7 protein-coding genes and 1 tRNA gene are annotated in these 15,511 nt (G+C 75.3%); 7 read left to right on the top strand and 1 reads right to left on the bottom strand.

Going from position 1 to position 15,511, the window contains the following annotated elements; all coding sequences use genetic code 11:
• Nucleotides 1–25: 25 nt before the first annotated feature.
• From E7744_RS11020 to E7744_RS10995, 6 genes are all read left to right on the top strand, one after another.
• Nucleotides 26–97, top strand: a tRNA-Gln gene (locus E7744_RS11020).
• A 544-nt stretch (nt 98–641) separates the two neighbouring features.
• The gene (locus tag E7744_RS11015) at nt 642–3,140 is read left to right on the top strand and encodes a LuxR C-terminal-related transcriptional regulator (RefSeq protein ID WP_137774159.1); all 2,499 of its coding nucleotides are present in this window, start codon (nt 642–644) and stop codon (nt 3,138–3,140) included.
• Nucleotides 3,137–5,794 carry a LuxR C-terminal-related transcriptional regulator gene (locus tag E7744_RS11010; protein ID WP_137774158.1) on the top strand — a complete coding sequence of 886 codons (2,658 nt, stop codon included), beginning with the start codon at nt 3,137–3,139 and terminating at the stop codon, nt 5,792–5,794. Before E7744_RS11015 ends, E7744_RS11010 begins: the two co-directional genes overlap by 4 nt.
• A gap of 483 nt (nt 5,795–6,277) precedes the next feature.
• Nucleotides 6,278–7,708 carry an exopolysaccharide biosynthesis polyprenyl glycosylphosphotransferase gene (locus E7744_RS11005; RefSeq protein WP_168199806.1) on the top strand — a complete coding sequence of 477 codons (1,431 nt, stop codon included), beginning with the start codon at nt 6,278–6,280 and terminating at the stop codon, nt 7,706–7,708.
• A gap of 115 nt (nt 7,709–7,823) precedes the next feature.
• Nucleotides 7,824–8,975 (top strand): DegT/DnrJ/EryC1/StrS aminotransferase family protein, encoded by a 1,152-nt coding sequence (locus E7744_RS11000; protein ID WP_137774156.1) that lies wholly within the window; start codon nt 7,824–7,826, stop codon nt 8,973–8,975.
• Nucleotides 8,976–9,107: 132 nt separating this feature from the next.
• Nucleotides 9,108–10,214: a glycosyltransferase gene (locus E7744_RS10995; protein WP_168199805.1), complete on the top strand. Its 1,107-nt coding sequence runs from the start codon at nt 9,108–9,110 to the stop codon at nt 10,212–10,214.
• Nucleotides 10,215–10,302: 88 nt separating this feature from the next.
• On the opposite strand, the gene E7744_RS10990 is transcribed toward E7744_RS10995, so the two are convergent.
• Nucleotides 10,303–13,143, bottom strand: coding sequence for a WecB/TagA/CpsF family glycosyltransferase (locus E7744_RS10990; protein WP_137774154.1), 2,841 nt, complete (start codon nt 13,141–13,143; stop codon nt 10,303–10,305).
• Between the two features lie 863 nt (nt 13,144–14,006).
• Between E7744_RS10990 and glmU the strand changes: the two genes are divergently transcribed.
• Nucleotides 14,007–15,506 (top strand): bifunctional UDP-N-acetylglucosamine diphosphorylase/glucosamine-1-phosphate N-acetyltransferase GlmU, encoded by a 1,500-nt coding sequence (glmU, locus tag E7744_RS10985; RefSeq protein WP_246858412.1) that lies wholly within the window; start codon nt 14,007–14,009, stop codon nt 15,504–15,506.
• The last annotated feature ends 5 nt before the right edge of the window (nt 15,507–15,511 follow it).

Raw genomic sequence — 15,511 nt, 5'->3', positions numbered from 1 at the left:
GGGCTGCCGGTCCGCAGCCGACCGATCCGCCCTGGTGTAACGGCAGCACGCCGGCCTTTGGAGCCGTGCAGTATAGGTTCGAATCCTATGGGCGGAACCGCGCGGCCCCGCCCGGGCGTCCGTCCCGGGCTCGCCCTCCGCGTCGGCGTCCCGTGGCCGGCCCGCACCGGGCCCTAGGCCCCTTCCGCCCCATACTGCACACCAGTCCCGTGCCGTCAAGGGTTAAATCTGCGGGTTGATTTGCCCCGCGGGGTGTCCCTCCATGTCGCCCGCCCTTCCGCCCGGTGTGGCCGATTCCATAGGATCGCGAGATCAGGGCCACCTGCCAGGGTCGTCTCGCATCCCCGCGAGCATGTCCGGAAGTCCCCCCTTCCGGAGGTCCGCAGCAGAATCGAGGGCACGCCGGTATGCATCCGTCTCATCCGACCCACGCCGCTCCCATCCCCCGGGCGGCCCCACCGACCACCACCAGTCCCAGGACACCCTCCCCGGCCTCCCCGCCGGGCGCCCGGCCCGCGGCCGCGGCTGCCCCGGGCCGGCCGACGCCCCCCGAACCACCGGACACCCCCCGGCCGGCCGCCCGTCGCCATCCCGCGCGACCGGCCCTGGCCTGGCTGGGCTCCGGCCGGGACGGCCGCTGGATGGAGTCCCCCCACGAGGCCACCACGGCCCTCGGCCGGATCCTGTCCGCCGACCGTCCCGGAGGGGCCATCCTCTCCGGCGAGGCCGGCGACCGGCGGGAGACCATCGAGGCGGCCATCGCCGCGCTGCCGCCGGAGCGGACCGTCTTCCGCCTGCACGGCAGCGCGTTCGCCGTGGCCACGCCCTACGCGGCCCTGTCCATCCTCCTCTCCGGACTCGACCAGGCCCCGCCGTCCTCCCTGCACGGCATGATCCGCACGCTCTCCGACTACGTCCGCCCGGCCGGCCAGCCGCCGGCCGTGGTCATCGTGTCCCAGGCCCACCAGATCGACGCGGGCACCCTCACGGTGCTGTCCCAGCTCGCGCAGCTGGGCCGCATCACCCTGGTCGTGCACTGCGACCGCCTCTCGGACGTCCCCGTGGACCTGGCCGCCCTGCTGCGCGCCGGCGTCCTGGAGGGCATCACCGTCGGGCCGCTCACGCCGGCCGCCGCGGAGGGCCTGCTCGAGGAGGTGCTGGACGGGCCCGTCTCGCGGTTCGCCCTGACGGTCCTGTGGCGGCACGCCGGCGGTTCCGCGAGCCGCCTGCGCCGGCTCGCGCGCGACTGCGTCGCCGAGGGCAAGCTGCGCCGGTCCGGGTCCTGCTGGATCCTGGGCTCCGGCCCGCTGCCCCGGACGGGCGCCGCCGGCATGCCCATGACGTCCCTGCGCCACCTGCCGCAGCGCCAGCGCGCGCTGCTGGAGGCGCTCGCCGTCTGCGGTCCCCGCAAGGTCAGCGAGCTGATCCACGACGGCTTCGCCCACGAGCTGGACGCCCTGCACGCCGGGGGCGCCCTCGAGCTGCGCAACGACCACTCCGGGCGGATCGCCTCCCTCACCCCGGTGCAGGCCGCCGAGACCCTCGCGGCCATCGAGCCGGACCGGCGCCGGGAACTGGCCGTCACGCTCGAGGCCCTGGACCCGGGCTTCCTCAGCGTCCTGCGGGCCGCCGACGAGCTGATGCTGCTCGGCGACGTCCGGGGCGCCGTGTCCCTGTTCGCCGAGACCGACTGGCCCGCCCCCGGCACGGTCCCGGCCGGGGTCCCCGGGCCGCCCGCCGGCCTGTACGTGGCCTGGGCCGAGGCCCGCGCCCGGGTGGCGGCGGGCGACCTGGACGGGGCCGAGGCCGTCGTGCGCCGGTTCCCGCAGGGCTCGTCCGCCGCGCTGAGCGTGGTGGCGGCCAGCGTGGCCGTCGCCCGCGGGGACGTCCGCGAGGCCCACGCGCGGCTGGACCTGGTCCCCGCGGAGCACCTGCCCGGCCTCCTGTCGCCCGCCAGCTCGGGCCTCACGGGCGAGGCGGTGCGCTGCCGGGCCCAGGCCCTGCGGGCGGAGGCCCTCGCCCTGGCCGACGACCAGGACGGTGCCCTGCGCCTGCTGGACCGGCTCGATGCCGAGCTCGGCCGCTTCGAGGCCGACGGCATCATCGACGACGTGCTCGGCGCCTCGGACCGCGCCGTGCTCGCCCAGTCGGTGCTGAACGTGCTGCTCGCCTGCGGACGGATCGAGCGCTGCCGCGAGGTGGCCGAGGCCGTCCTGGACGGCCGTCACGGACACCCCCTGGCCGCCCAGTACGCCGAGCTCGTGCTCGCGGTCCTCGACGCCGTGACGGGCGAGCGGGAGCAGGCCCACCACCGGGCCGCACGCCTGGCGGCCCAGCTCGAGGCCGGGGGCAATCCCCACGAGCTGCAGGTGGCGCGCGCGATCACGGTGTTCTGCAGCGACGGCGAGGACGTCCGGGACTCCACGCTGCTGGAGGCGCTCATGGACGGCCAGTCGGGGCAGCCCGCGGACCAGCCGCTGGGCCGCCTGGGCTGGCTCGCCGAGCTGATGCTGGCCTGGTCCACGGCGCGGACCCACTCCCCGGAGGCGGGCACCGCGCGGGTCCTGGCCCTGGCGGACCGGGCGGCGGAGGCGGGGCTCTACGCGGTCGAGTTCACCGCGTTGGCCAGCGTCTTCCAGCTGGGCGAGTTCCGGGTGGCCGCGCGGCTGGCCGAGGCCGCGGCGTGCACCCAGACCACCACCTCGGCCCCGCACCTGCTGCTGGCCCGCTGGGTCCTGGAGGATGACGAGGAACTGCGCGTCCAGGCCCTCGAGGGCCTGGCCGCGGCCGGTTTCGCCGCGCACCTGGAGTGGGCTGCGACGCCGCTGCTGCGCGCCCTCCCGCCCCAGGCGCTGCGGCGCATCGCCGAGGCGGCGCCCTCCCGGCGTCCCGCGGGGGGCGCCGAGGACCAGGCCGACGCCGACCCGGCCTGGATGGCCGAGCTCACGCGGCGCGAGCGGGAGGTCGCCCGGCTCGTGGTCGAGGGGCGGACGAACGCCGTGATCGCGCGGATCACCGGCATCTCCATCCGGACGGTGGAGGGCCACCTGTACCAGATCTACGCGAAGCTGCAGGTGCGCGGGCGGGCCGACCTGGCCCGGCTGGCCCGGGCGCAGGTGCATCTCGGGGCCGGCCGATGAGGCAGGCGACGACGGGGCTGCGGGGACCGCGCAGCGCGGTCCCCGCGGACAGCCCCGAGCTGAAGTCGCTGCTGGACGTGCTCCGCGGGGGCCGGGAGGCCGGCGCCGTGGTCCTCGGCGGTCCCGGGACGGGGAAGTCCTCCCTCGTCCGGGCCGCCCTGGACCTGGCGGAGTTGTCCGACCGGGTGCTCACGGTGCAGTGCAGCCAGTCGCTGCGCGAGGTGCCGTACGGGGCGCTGGTGCCGCTGCTGACCGGGCTGGACGACCTGGACTCGCCCGTGGCAGTCCTGCGGGCGCTGCAGTTGCTGGACACCTCGCCCGTGATCGTGGTGGTGGACGTGCAGTACCTCGACGCCGCGAGCGCCTTCGTGCTCGCCCAGCTGGTGCAGAACCGCGCGGCCACCCTGGTGGCCATCGGGACGGGATCGCTGGGCCGGGAGTCGGGCATCGCCGCGCTGGCGGACACGGGGCTCCTGGCCACGGTGCGCATGGAGCCGGCCTGCCCGGAGCGGGTGCGGCGCCAGTGCGAGCGGGCGGTCGGCGCCCCCCTGACCGAGGGGACCGTCCGCACCATCCACGGCATGACGGGGGGCAACCCGCGCCTCACCGCCGCCTTCCTCGAGTCCGCCCGGGAGCAGGGGGTGCTGGTCCCGGCCCCGGACGGGCCGGCGATGCCCGGCCACCCCACCCCCTGGATCCTGCTGCGCGCCGCGCCGGAGCCGGACGTGCGGCTCGTGGACACCGTGGAGTCGATGCACGCCTCCCTGCTGCCGGGCGAGCGGGAGACCCTCGAGCTGCTGGCCCTGGCCGGGCCGATGCCCCGCGCCCGGCTGCGCGCGGTGGCCGGCGACCACGTCCCGGACCTGCTGGAGGCCGGACTCGTGCGGGGCACGGGGGCCGACCGCGTGGAACTGTCCGCGGCCCTGCACGCGGAGGTGCTCCGCACGTGCGTGCCGCCGGGCCGCAGCGCAGACCTGTACGCCCGGTGGGAGTCCGCCGGCGGGGACGACGGGCAGCCGCCCACCGCGCGGTCGGTCCTGTGGGCCCTGGAGTGCGGCCGGGAGGTGCCGGAGGAGGCCGTCGTCGGGGCCGGCTACCGGGCCCTGGGGGCGAAGGACTGGCCGACCGCCCGGGCCCTGGCCCCGGCACTGGCCGGGAGCCGGGACCCGCGCGCGGCGCTCCTGGTGGCCGAGCTGATGCTCGTCTCCGGACGCACCTGGACGGCCCGGGCCGAGCTCGAGGAGCTGGCGGCGCGGGCGCCCGACCCCGCCTACCGGATCGAGGCCTACTCCCTGCTCGCGATGGACCGCGTACGCACCGGCCAGGCACCGCACGCGTGGGCGGCACTGCCGCCCGCGGTCGCCGGGGTCCGCGCCCGGGGCGGGGCCGATCCCGGACTGCCCGCGCCCCTCGCCGGGCTGGTGGAGCTGCTGGGCGAGGAGGACGTGGACGACCGCCGCGAGGAGCTGCTCGAGCGGGCGCGCGCGCTGGTCGAGGACCCCGCCACGGAGGACGGCACCCGGGCGATCCTGCTCGTGCTGGAGTCCGACCTGCTGGGCCTCGCCGGCCGGAGCGCCGAGGCGATCGAGGCCGCCCGGAGGGCGTACGGGCTGGCCACCAGCACCCCCGCCTTCTCGGCGCGGTTCGGGAACTACGCGCTCGTCCACCTGGTCCTGAGCCACACGACGGCCGGGCACCTGGAGGAGGCCCGCCGGGTCCTGGACGAGCAGGAACGGCTCGCGCCCCGCCACTGGTACCAGCGCTCCGGCACCGTGCTGGCCCTGCGCGCTCTGGTCGACTCCTCGCACGGCGGCAGCACCTCGACCGTGGCCCGGCTCCGGGACGCGGTCGTGGAGCTCCGCCACCACGACCCGGCCCAGCTGCTCCTGCTGGCCGAGGCGGCGCTGGCCCCCCACCGGGCCGCCCTGTCCCCGGTACCGCAGGACCTCCGCGTGGAGGAACGGGCACGCCGAGCCCAGCAGGGCTCCCGGGGACGCTGGCTGCTGGCCCTGGCCCTGTTCAGCCTGGCCCAGGACCGGACCCGGGAGTACGCCGACGACCACCAGCCGCTATGGCGCCGGATCCTCGACGACCCGCGCCTGGAACAGGATCCCGTGGTGCGGCGGGAGATCCTGTACACCCTGCTGCTGCTGCGGGCGCCCCAGGCCGAGGACGACGGGGTCATGGCCCGGCTGCACCGGACCTGCGCGGGGATGGACGGTCCCCGGTCCGAGGCCCTGGTGCGGGTCCTCGACCCGGCGCTCGCGGAGGACCCACGGGGGCTGGCCGCGGCCGCCGAGGAGATGGCCGTGGCCGGGGAGGTCCTGCCGGCCGCCGTGGCGTGGTCCCGGCTCGTGCTCCTCCACCACGCCGGCGGAGACCTGCGCCGCCGCGGCGAGGCCCTGCGCCACCTGAAGCGGCTGCAGGTCAGGAGCGGACTGTGGTTCCCGCCGTACGTGGCCGGGGCCCTGGCCCTGGGCGAGCTCACGGCCCGCGAGCAGGAGATCGTGGACCTCGCGGCGGCCGGGCTGAGCAACGCGGAGGTGGCCGAGAGGTTGTTCGTCTCGCAGCGCACCGTGGAGGGCCACCTGTACCGGGTGTTCACCAAGCTGGGCATCTCCGACCGCTCCGAGCTGCGGGACCTGCCCGCCTAGCCCGGGCACGACCGACGGCGTGGCCGCCGCTCCCGTGCGGGCGCCGGCCACGCCGTCGTCGTGTCCCGTGCGGGTCCTCTGGGCGACCCGGGGCCGGCCCCGTCCGCGTGGAGGCCGGGAGTCGCACGGAGGGACCGCGGCCCCGATGGCTCGCGGGTGGAGCTAGGGAGCGGCGGGACACGCCCTACGTGGAGACCACGGGGCAATCGAGTATCGGCCTACGGGTGTGGAGGACGAGGTGGAAACCTACGCTCGGGGTGTCAACCAAGGTTGCCCGCGGCAACCACCGGGGGTCCGCAGGAGCCAGCCGCGGGCCGGCCCGGACCCCTCTCACCCGGCGGGAGTTCACCCATGGCCCTCATCTCCGCCCGGCACCCCTCCTGTCTCCCGGTGTCGGCCACGCCGCCCCGGTCGGGGAGGGACCAGCAGGCGTCCGGAGGGCCCGATGCATCCTCGTCCCTCGCCCTGTCCCCCCGCGGGCTGGTGGGCACTGGCCTCCGTGCCGTCGACTGGCAGCGGAGCTACGTCCGCCGGGTCCTGGTCACGGACCTGGCGGTCGTCGTGGCCGCTGCCGGCCTGGTAGGGCCGCTGTACTCGGTCACCGGGCCGGCAGGCGGGGCACCCTCACCGGGGATGGTCGCCATCGTCACGCTGCTGTGGGCCACCATGCTCCAGCTGTCCGGCACCCGGTCGCCGTGGGAGGTCGGCATCGGGACCGTCGAGTACCGGCGGGTGCTCGTCGGGACCGCCGCGGCGGCAGGCATGGTCGCCGTCGTGGGCGTGCTGGGACCCGGGACCGGTGTCCGTGCCCTGCTGGTCCTCCTGTTCCCCCTAGGGCTGGCCGGGCTCCTGGCCGGGAGATGGTCCTGGCGGTCCTGGCTGCGAAGACGTCGGCGGCAGGGCCACGACCTCTCGGACGTCGTGGTCGTGGGCCCGCCTGCGGACGTGCGGTCCGTGGTGCGCCTCGTGGAGCGGGAGGCCGCAGGCGCCTACAGGGTGGTGGGTGTCGTCCTCGACGGAGAGGTCACCCTCGACGACGCCGTCCAGGACTGGGGAGAGGTCCACCGCGCGGCATGCTACGTGGGCCTCGAGGAGGCCGAGGGGGCCGTCCGGGACCTCCGGGCGGAAGCCCTGGTCATCACCGGCCCGCCGTGCGGCGACAGCCGGGTCGTCCGCGAGCTCACGCGGGCCGTGGGACCCACCGGGGTCGCGATCATCCTCGCGCCCCTGGTGACCGGTGTCCCGGGACCGCCGAGCCGTGTCCGGACGGTGGGGGGCCTGCCCCTGGTGCACGTGGGCCAGTCGGCCTCCGAGGGGGCCCGGCACGTGGTCAAGAGGGCCATGGACGTGGTCATCGCCTCCCTGGCCCTGCTGGTGATGCTGCCGCTGTTCGCCGTGATCGCCGTGCTGGTCCGGCGGGACTCCCCGGGCGGGGTGATCCTCGCCCAGACGCGCACTGGCCGCCAGGGCAGGCCCTTCCGGATGTACAAGTTCCGCACCCTGGTGGCCACCGGGGAGGAGCGGGCGACGCCGCAGGCCACCGGCGAGGTGGAGGGGTCCCTGTCCACGCCCCGCCAGGACCCGCGGGTCACCCGGGTCGGGCGGGTGCTGCGCCGGCACTCCCTGGACGATGTGCCCCAGTTCTGGAACGTGCTGCGCGGGGACATGTCCATCGTGGGACCGCCGCCCTCGATGCCGCTGGAGGTCACCACCTCCGCCGGCCCGGAGCGCCACCGGCTCGACATCACGCCCGGGATGACGGGCCCATGGCAGGTCAGCCGTCGGTCCGGCCTCGAGTGGGCCGAGAACGTGCGGCCCGATCCCCGTCACGCCGAGGACTGGTCCGTCCTGGGCGATCTCTCGATCATGTGGCGCACCGTCCGCGTCATGATCCGTCCCGAGGGAGCATCCTGATGAGTCTCGCCATCGACACCTCTGTCCCTGCCGCCCCACCCCCCTCCGTAGATCCCGGGCCTGCCGCCCCGGGGGCGAGAACGTCGGTCTCGACGTGAGCGACCGGATCAGCGTCATGAGGCCCTGGCTCGGTCGCGGGGAGACCGACGCCGTCATCAGGGTCATGGACTCCGGGTGGATGGCACAGGGACCGCGGACCGCGGAGTTCGAACGGGCCTTCGCCGCGGCGCAGGGCGTGTCGCTCGGGGTGGCCATGTCCTCCGGGACGGCGGCACTCCACGTTGCACTACTCGTCGCCGGGGTGCAGCCCGGCGATGACGTGATCGTCCCCTCGTTGTCGTTCGTGGCGACCTCGAATGCCGTGACCTACGTGGGTGCGCGGCCGGTGTTCGCCGATGTCGACCTCGAGACCGGTACCGTCACGGCTGCCACGGTGGACGAGGTCATCACGCCGCGGACCACGGCCATCGTCGCCGTGGACCAGGGCGGCCTGCCGGTGGACCTGGCTCCCCTGCGCGAGTTGTGCGACCGGCATTCCCTCGCCCTCGTCGAGGACGCGGCCGGCAGTGCGGGATCAACGTACCGGGGCCGACCGGTGGGCGCCGGCGCGGACATCACGGCCTGGTCCTTCGATGCGCGCGCCGTCCTGACGACCGGTGAGGGCGGCATGCTCACGACCGACAACCCGGGGTGGGCGGCCCGGGCGCGGCGCCTGCGGGAGCACTCGATGGATCCCTCCTCCCCGGAGCCGCTCGCCCAGGCCCTGCCGCCTCGCGAGCGGTATCCGGAGATCGGGTTCAGCTACCGCATGACCGACCTGCAGGCCGCGGTCGGCCTGGTCCAGCTCGGCAAGCTGCCCGAGATGGTCCGGCGACGTCGGGCGCTCGCGGCCGACTACCGGGACGTGTTCGCCTCGGTCGCGGGACTGCGCCTGGTCCGGGATCCCCAGTACGGCACGTCGAACGTCCAGTCCTGCTGGGTGGAGGTGCTGCCCGAGTTCCCCCTGGACCGTGAGGAGCTCCTCGAGTGGCTCTCGGCGGACGGCATCTCCGCGCGGCGCGGCATCATGGCCGTCCATCTCCAGGACGCCTACGCCGGTCACTCCGGCCGCGTCCGGCCCCTGCCGGTGACCGAGCGACTGGCCGGAAGCACGATCGTCCTGCCGGTGTTCCACACCATGACGGCGGAGGAGCACGTGCGGGTCTGCGCGAGCCTGCTGGCGGCGGCCGAGGCACCGCGTCGCCGCCCGGATCCCCACGGCTCCTAGACGGTGACGTGACATGGAAGGAGTCCCGCCATGAAGGTCCTCGTCTGTCCCCGTCCGCCCGGAGGGGGCGGTGGTGGCCGGGCCAGCGCCGTAGACCTCGCCTGCGCGATGCGGGGGTATGGCCATCGTCCCGTGGTCTATGCCCCGCCGGGAGCGCTGGCCGAGGTCGCGCGGGACGCCGGCCTGGACTGGGTGGCGGCCCCGGCTCCGGATGACCCGCGACCGTCCTGGTCCCGGCGGTTGGCACGCGTGGTGCGCGAGGTGCGGCCGGACATGCTGCATGTCTACGGATGGCAGCCGGGCCTCAGGACGACCCTCGGCTGCTTCGGGAACCTGCCCGCACTCGTGTCGCTCAGCCCCACGGACGTGCCTTCCCTCGTGCCCCCGCGCCTGCCGGTCGTCGTCGGGACCCCAGAGCTGCACCGCCGCATGACCGCGCGGGGCCACCGGACCCACCTGGTGGAGCCGCCCGTGGACCTGGAGCTGCACCGGCCGGGCGGATATGTCGGCACGGCCGCGGCGCGCAAGCGGTGGGAGGTGCCGGGAGGTGCCCTGGCCATCGTGGTCGTGGCCGGACTGACGCCGGAACTGGAGCGGCTGCAGGCGGTGCTGGAGGCCATCCGGGTGGCAGACCGGATGGCGGCCACCCGCCCGGTCCGGCTGCTGATCGCCGGTGACGGAGAGGGCCGGGGGACGGTGGAGCGACGCGCCGCCGCCGTCAACGCACACCATGGGTGGACCGTGGTGCAGCCGGTGGACGTGCCGCCGGACTCCGCGTCGATCTACGAGGCGGCGGACATCGTCATCGGCATGGGCTCCTCGGCCCTCAGGGGGCTGGCCCACGCCAAGCCGCTCGTGGTGCACGGAGAGGGGGGCTTCTGGAGGCTGGTGGACGAGGACAGCGTGGCCGGGTTCGTCACGCGTGGTTGGTTCGGCCGCCAGGGCGCGGGAGTGCGGGACCTGGCCGGCGCCCTGGAGGCACTGGCCGGCTCGGAATCCCTGCGCCGCCGTCTGGGAGACCTCGGACGGGAACTGGTGCAGCGCCGCTACGGCCTGGACCGGGCTGCCGAGCAGCTCGCAGCCGCCTACGTGGATACCGCCCTGGACCGCCGCGTCCACGGCAGTGAGGTCCGCTCACGCGCGCGGACGGTGGTCGTCGACGCCCGCTACTACGCGGTGCGGGAGTTCGGGTCGGCGGTGGCGCGGGAGCGCTGGGCCCGGGGCGAGGTCATGGCCTGAGGCCCATCGGGCTGGTTGCCCGGGTCGCACTCGGAGTCCAGCGGACCACGCGCCGGCGAGGCGTGGGCGCACCGGACTCACCGGCGCGTCAGGGACCCGGGCGGTCCTGCGGGGCCTCCACTGCGGGGTCCCCGGGCCGCCGGGCCGGCCGCCTCCGGGGGGCGTCCCACTCCCACGCGATGGCCCCGGGGCCGACCACGGGTCCCACCCGGAGGCGGACTCGACGGCCGAGCCGGGGAGCGGCGGCCAGTGGGCCGGACGACAGGGCGTCCACCGCGCTCCTGGGTCCGCGGACGGCACGGACGAACTCCCAGAACGTGGAGCCTGCCGTGCTCGCCGGGACGTCCGGACGACAGGTCCCCGAGGCCTCGTCCCCGGCCCCCCTGACCGCAGCGCCGGGGAGGCTGAGCGTCGCTCGGAGATCATGGCGCAGGACCGCCAGCAGGGACCGCACGTCGTGGGGCGTGCGGACAGCCACCGGCGGGGCCGGCACGGTCATCTTCTCCTCCTGGGCGAAGGAGCGATCCACGAACACGTCGAGGGCCGTGACCTCCGGGAACGTGCCCAGGCGGGCGTGCCCCGCTTCGGTGAGGCCGAAGACGCCCGCTCCCGACAGCGCCCGCTCCGTCCTGGGCAGCCGACACCTGGCCCTGTAGTATGCGCGCACCGGCCAGCTGGCGCCCACGTCGTCGTAGCGGTAGGCCGGACGGGCGGCCAGGACCGGGGAGCGGAGTTGCTCGAGGACGCGGCGCAGCGTCGTCGGGGTGATCTCGACGTCCGCCGCGAGGTAGACGCGGGGCCAGCGCGTGGCCACGGCATCACCCGCGTTCATGGCGGCCGCCGTTGACGCCACTGGGCAGTCGATCACCTGCACCCCCGGCACGGAGGCAGCCAGGATCGCCGTGTCGTCGGTACAGCCGTTGCATGCCACGATCACCTCCACCCGGCCCGTCCGCAGCACCGGATCCAGGGCGGAGAGCGTCCGCAGGATGACGTCGGCCGCGTTGCGCGCGGGGATGATGACCGCACCCCGCGGGAAGCCGGACAGGACGGTGGCCGGGTGGCGGGACGCGGTGGGGCCGGGAAGGCCCTGCCACCGTCCCTCGTCGGCGACGGCGGCCAGGACGCCCCGCCGCTCCGGGACGTGCAGGCGCAGCAGCTCCCGCAGCGCCAGACCGACCCGGTAGACGGTGGTGACCGTCTCGGAGTGGTGCTTGCGCATGTAGCGGACGCGATTGACGGCCGCCAGGGCGGGGGGTTCCGGGGGACCGGGCGCCTCGCAGCGGGCCATCACCGCGCCGGGCGCGTAGCGAACGACGGCACCGGAGGCCCTGGCCCGACGGAAGTAGTCCGTGTCCTCGCCGGAGGGGAAGAACCTCTCGTCCCACTCGCCCAGACGCCGGTCGAGGTCGGCCCGTACCATGACGGCTGCCCCGGTGGCCCATTCCACCTCGTGGCCGAACTGGTAGCCCTCGGGTGCGGTGAGCGTCCCGGTCAGGACCGCTGGGAGCCGTGTCCGGAGCGCGGCGGGAAGGGCATCCCCGAACACGCGCGCCACGCTGGGTTCCCGGTGGAGGGAGTGCTGGGTCGTCCCCTCGTGGTCCACGAGCCGGGGGACGACGAGGTCGGCCCGCCCCGAACGGATCTCGGACAGGAGGTGGCGGACCGCACCGGGACGGACCTCCAGGCCGGGGTGTAGCACCAGGACGGCCTCGGCCTCGCCCCGGTGCCGACGGGCCACGTTGATGCCGGCGGCCCGCCCCAGGTTGCCCCCGGTGGTCACCACGGTGATGTCCGGGTGGGCCCGGAGCAGTTCGAGGGTGTGGTCGGTGGAGTCGTTGTCGGCCACCACGAGGCGCAACCGCACGTCGTGTGCCTCGCGCCGGAGGGCTGCCACGAATCGCTCGATGTCGTCCTGGTCATCGCGGGTCACGGCCAGGACGGCGACATCGGCCGTGCGGCCGAGCGGGACGAAGGCCCCGCTCCCGTGCGTCGCGTCCGGACGGTCGGCCGTATCGGAGGCCGTGGCCGCCGGTCGGTCGGCGAAGCCCTCCCGGCCCGGACGGTCCCGCGGGGCGTCCTCGAGGACCCTGCTGTCCCGGCGCAGCGGCCACTGGCCCCGCGGGTCATCGACCAGGTACCGCCTCGCCAGGCGCGTCGGCCCAGCGGCCAGTCGCCAGGCCCATTCCAGACCATGGTCGGCCACCCGTCGGGGCGCTCGCCTGGCCGCGCCCGCCAGGAGGTCGATGACCGCGCCCCCGAAGGCCAGGAGGACGTTCGCGCCCGTGGACGGGCCGTAGCGATCGATCCAGAGTTCCTGGAGCGGCCTGCCCAGCCCCACGACGAGCAGTTGCACCCCGGCATCGGCGATCGCCTGCGCCAGGCGCAGTGAGGCCTCCTCGTCCGTCAGCTCGCTGTGGTCCGGGGACCACATCCCGGCCACGGCCAGCCCCGGTCGCCCGCGCACGAGCTGCCGCGACAGCAACCGCTGGACGAGGTAGGAGCCGCCCAGGAACCCGACCGAGATCCCGTCCCGCTCCGCGGCATCCAGCAGCGGACCGATCAGGTCACCGCCTGCCAGTCGCGGCCAGTCATTGCCGGTCATGTGGCGTGAGGCGGTGACGAGGGGCGCTCCGGCCGGCAGCGTGAGCCAGTCCAGCCGCACCGGCCGATCGCACGCGTCACGGCCGAGGGGCGGTCGGGACTCGCCGAGCGTCCGGCGCCAGGGTCCCCGGGTGCCGAACCGCACGACGTGGTCCAGGGTCGCCGTGACGACGGCCAGGGGCGGTTCGGTCCCGGTGTCCCAGGCACGGCGGTCCGCCGCGGCCGGCTGCGCGGCCCGGGCCGTGATGGTGCGGATGGCCTCGTCCTGGTCCATCAGGTCGACGGTGATCCCCGCGAGGTCGACCCGCGGGTGGTTTCCGGTCATGGTGTCCTCCTGGTCCGGTCGCCGGGGAGCGGCAGCGGATGGCGACGCCGGCCGCGGCGCCGGGGACGATGTGGCCGAGCACCGCGCCGGGGATGGCGCTGCTGGATCGTCGGGTTCACGGTAGGTCCCCGCCCTGCGGCCAACAATGGGTGGGCGGGACCCGGACAGGAAGTCGGGAGGCGGTTGAGTAGGCGGCCCTGTCCCGCGCGTGCCGGCGCGCGTGCCGGCGAGGGAGGACTACGTGGACCGTCCGTGGCCCGGACCGCGGTCCGAGGGGCAGGTGTCCGGAGAGTGGTTCAGGGGGTACCGTCCCCAGCGTCCCCGCAGTGGCTCCGCGCCGCCGCCGGTCCGCACGGGCCGGCGGCCGAGACCAGGGGGGTGAGACCGAAGGGCAGGACGAGCAGGGAGCCGGCCAGGAGTGCGACCGCCAGGCCTCGCCGCGCTGCGCGACGCAGTGCGGATCCACGGGTCGGGGCCATCACGTGGCCGAAGGGCTCGGACATCTTTGGCTGGACGGGTGCAACGCTCACGAGCACACGGTAGGTGGGAACACGGACGGAGTACGCGGAACCCCCGCGGACCACGTGGTGATCGAGTACCACCAGGGTGACGTGGCTCGCCACCCACGTGCCCCACGAGCGTGCGTCGGGTGCCCGTGCCGGGGATCGGCGTCCGGGGTGAGTGGTGTGGTGCCGTCGCAGGCCTGGTTCCGGAGGCTCTGGGGTGGGCGACCAGGTGGTCCGGGTGTGGCCCCGCAGGCCGGACCCGGGTTCGGAGCCCGCACCCGGGACGGTCTAGACTGACCGGCGGCGGTCCTCCCGCCCCGTCCCCGCCTTGAACGACCGATGCAGGAGCGTACTTCCTTGACCGAGTCCACCGTGGCCACCGCCCAGCCGTCCGCCGTCATCGTCCTCGCGGCCGGTGCGGGCACCCGGATGAAGTCGAAGACCCCCAAGATCCTGCACCGCATCGGCGGACGCTCCATGATCGGCCACGCGCTCGCCGCCGCGGCCGGACTGGCCCCCCGGGAGCTCGTCGCGGTGGTGCGCCACCAGCGCGACCTCGTGGCCGGGCACATCGCCTCCCTCGCCGAGGAGCTCGGCACCTCCCTGCACGTGGCCGACCAGGACGAGGTCCCCGGCACCGGCCGCGCCGTCCAGTGCGGGCTCGAGGCCCTGCAGTCGGCCGGCCTCCCGGTGGAGGGCACCGTGGTGGTGACCTACGGCGACGTGCCGCTGCTGACCACGGAGCTGCTGCGGGAGCTCGTCTCCACCCACGAGGCCGAGGGCAACGCCGTCACCGTGCTCACCGCCCTGCTCGAGGACCCCACCGGCTACGGCCGCATCCTGAGGGACGAGGACGGTTCCGTGGCCGGGATCGTGGAGCACAAGGACGCCACCGAGGCCGAGCGCGCCGTCAACGAGGTCAACTCCGGCATCTACGCCTTCGACGGCGCCGTGCTGGTGCAGGCCCTGGAGAAGGTCACCACGGACAACGCGCAGGGCGAGATGTACCTCACGGACGTGCTGTCCCTGGCGCGCGCCGCCGGCGGACGCGTGGCGGCCGTGAGCACGCGCGACCAGTGGCAGGTCGAGGGCGCCAACGACCGCGTCCAGCTCGCCGCGCTGGGCGCCGAGATGAACCGCCGCACCGTGGAGGCCCACATGCGGGCCGGCACCACGGTGCAGGACCCGGCCACCACCTGGATCGACGCCACCGTCACCCTCGAGCCGGACACCACGATCCTGCCGAACACCCACCTGCAGGGCGCCACCCACGTCGCGGAGGACGCCGTCGTCGGTCCGGACACGACCCTCGTGGACACCACGGTGGGCTCCGGCGCCACGGTGACCCGCACCCAGGCGACGGGGGCCGTGATCGGCGCCGGGGCCGCCGTCGGGCCCTTCACCTACCTCCGCCCCGGCACGGTGCTGGGGGAGCAGGGCAAGATCGGCGCCTTCTACGAGACGAAGAACGCGGTGATCGGCCGCGGCTCCAAGCTCTCCCACCTCGGCTACGCCGGGGACGCGGAGATCGGCGAGTACACCAACATCGGCTGCGGCAACATCACGGCCAACTACGACGGCGTCGCCAAGCACCGCACGGTCATCGGCGACCACGTGCGCACGAGCTCCAACACCGTGTTCATCGCCCCGGTGACGGTCGGCGACGGCGCCTACACGGGCGCCGGCGCGGTGGTGCGCAAGGACGTCCCCGCGGGGGCCCTGGCCCTGACCGTGGCCCCGCAGCGCAACACCGAGGGCTGGACCGAGCAGCGCCGTCCCGGGTCCCCCGCGGCCGAGGCCGCCGCGCGCGCCCGCTCCTCCGCGCAGGCCGCGGAGACCCCCGGCGCCGACGCCTGAGCGAC

The organism is Citricoccus sp. SGAir0253 (genome assembly GCF_005877055.1).
GTDB lineage: Bacteria > Actinomycetota > Actinomycetes > Actinomycetales > Micrococcaceae > Citricoccus.
The sequence above is the reverse complement of the archived record's forward strand: the minus strand, read 5'-3'. Positions and strand labels throughout refer to the sequence as shown.

Excerpts from the sequence above, each read along its gene's own strand:
- E7744_RS11000 (WP_137774156.1), top strand. The coding sequence starts at position 7,824 with ATGAGGCCCTGGCTCGGTCGCGGGGAGACCGACGCCGTCATCAGGGTC.
- E7744_RS11010 (WP_137774158.1), top strand. The coding sequence starts at position 3,137 with ATGAGGCAGGCGACGACGGGGCTGCGGGGACCGCGCAGCGCGGTCCCC.
- E7744_RS10990 (WP_137774154.1), bottom strand. The coding sequence starts at position 13,143 with ATGACCGGAAACCACCCGCGGGTCGACCTCGCGGGGATCACCGTCGAC.
- E7744_RS11015 (WP_137774159.1), top strand. The coding sequence starts at position 642 with ATGGAGTCCCCCCACGAGGCCACCACGGCCCTCGGCCGGATCCTGTCC.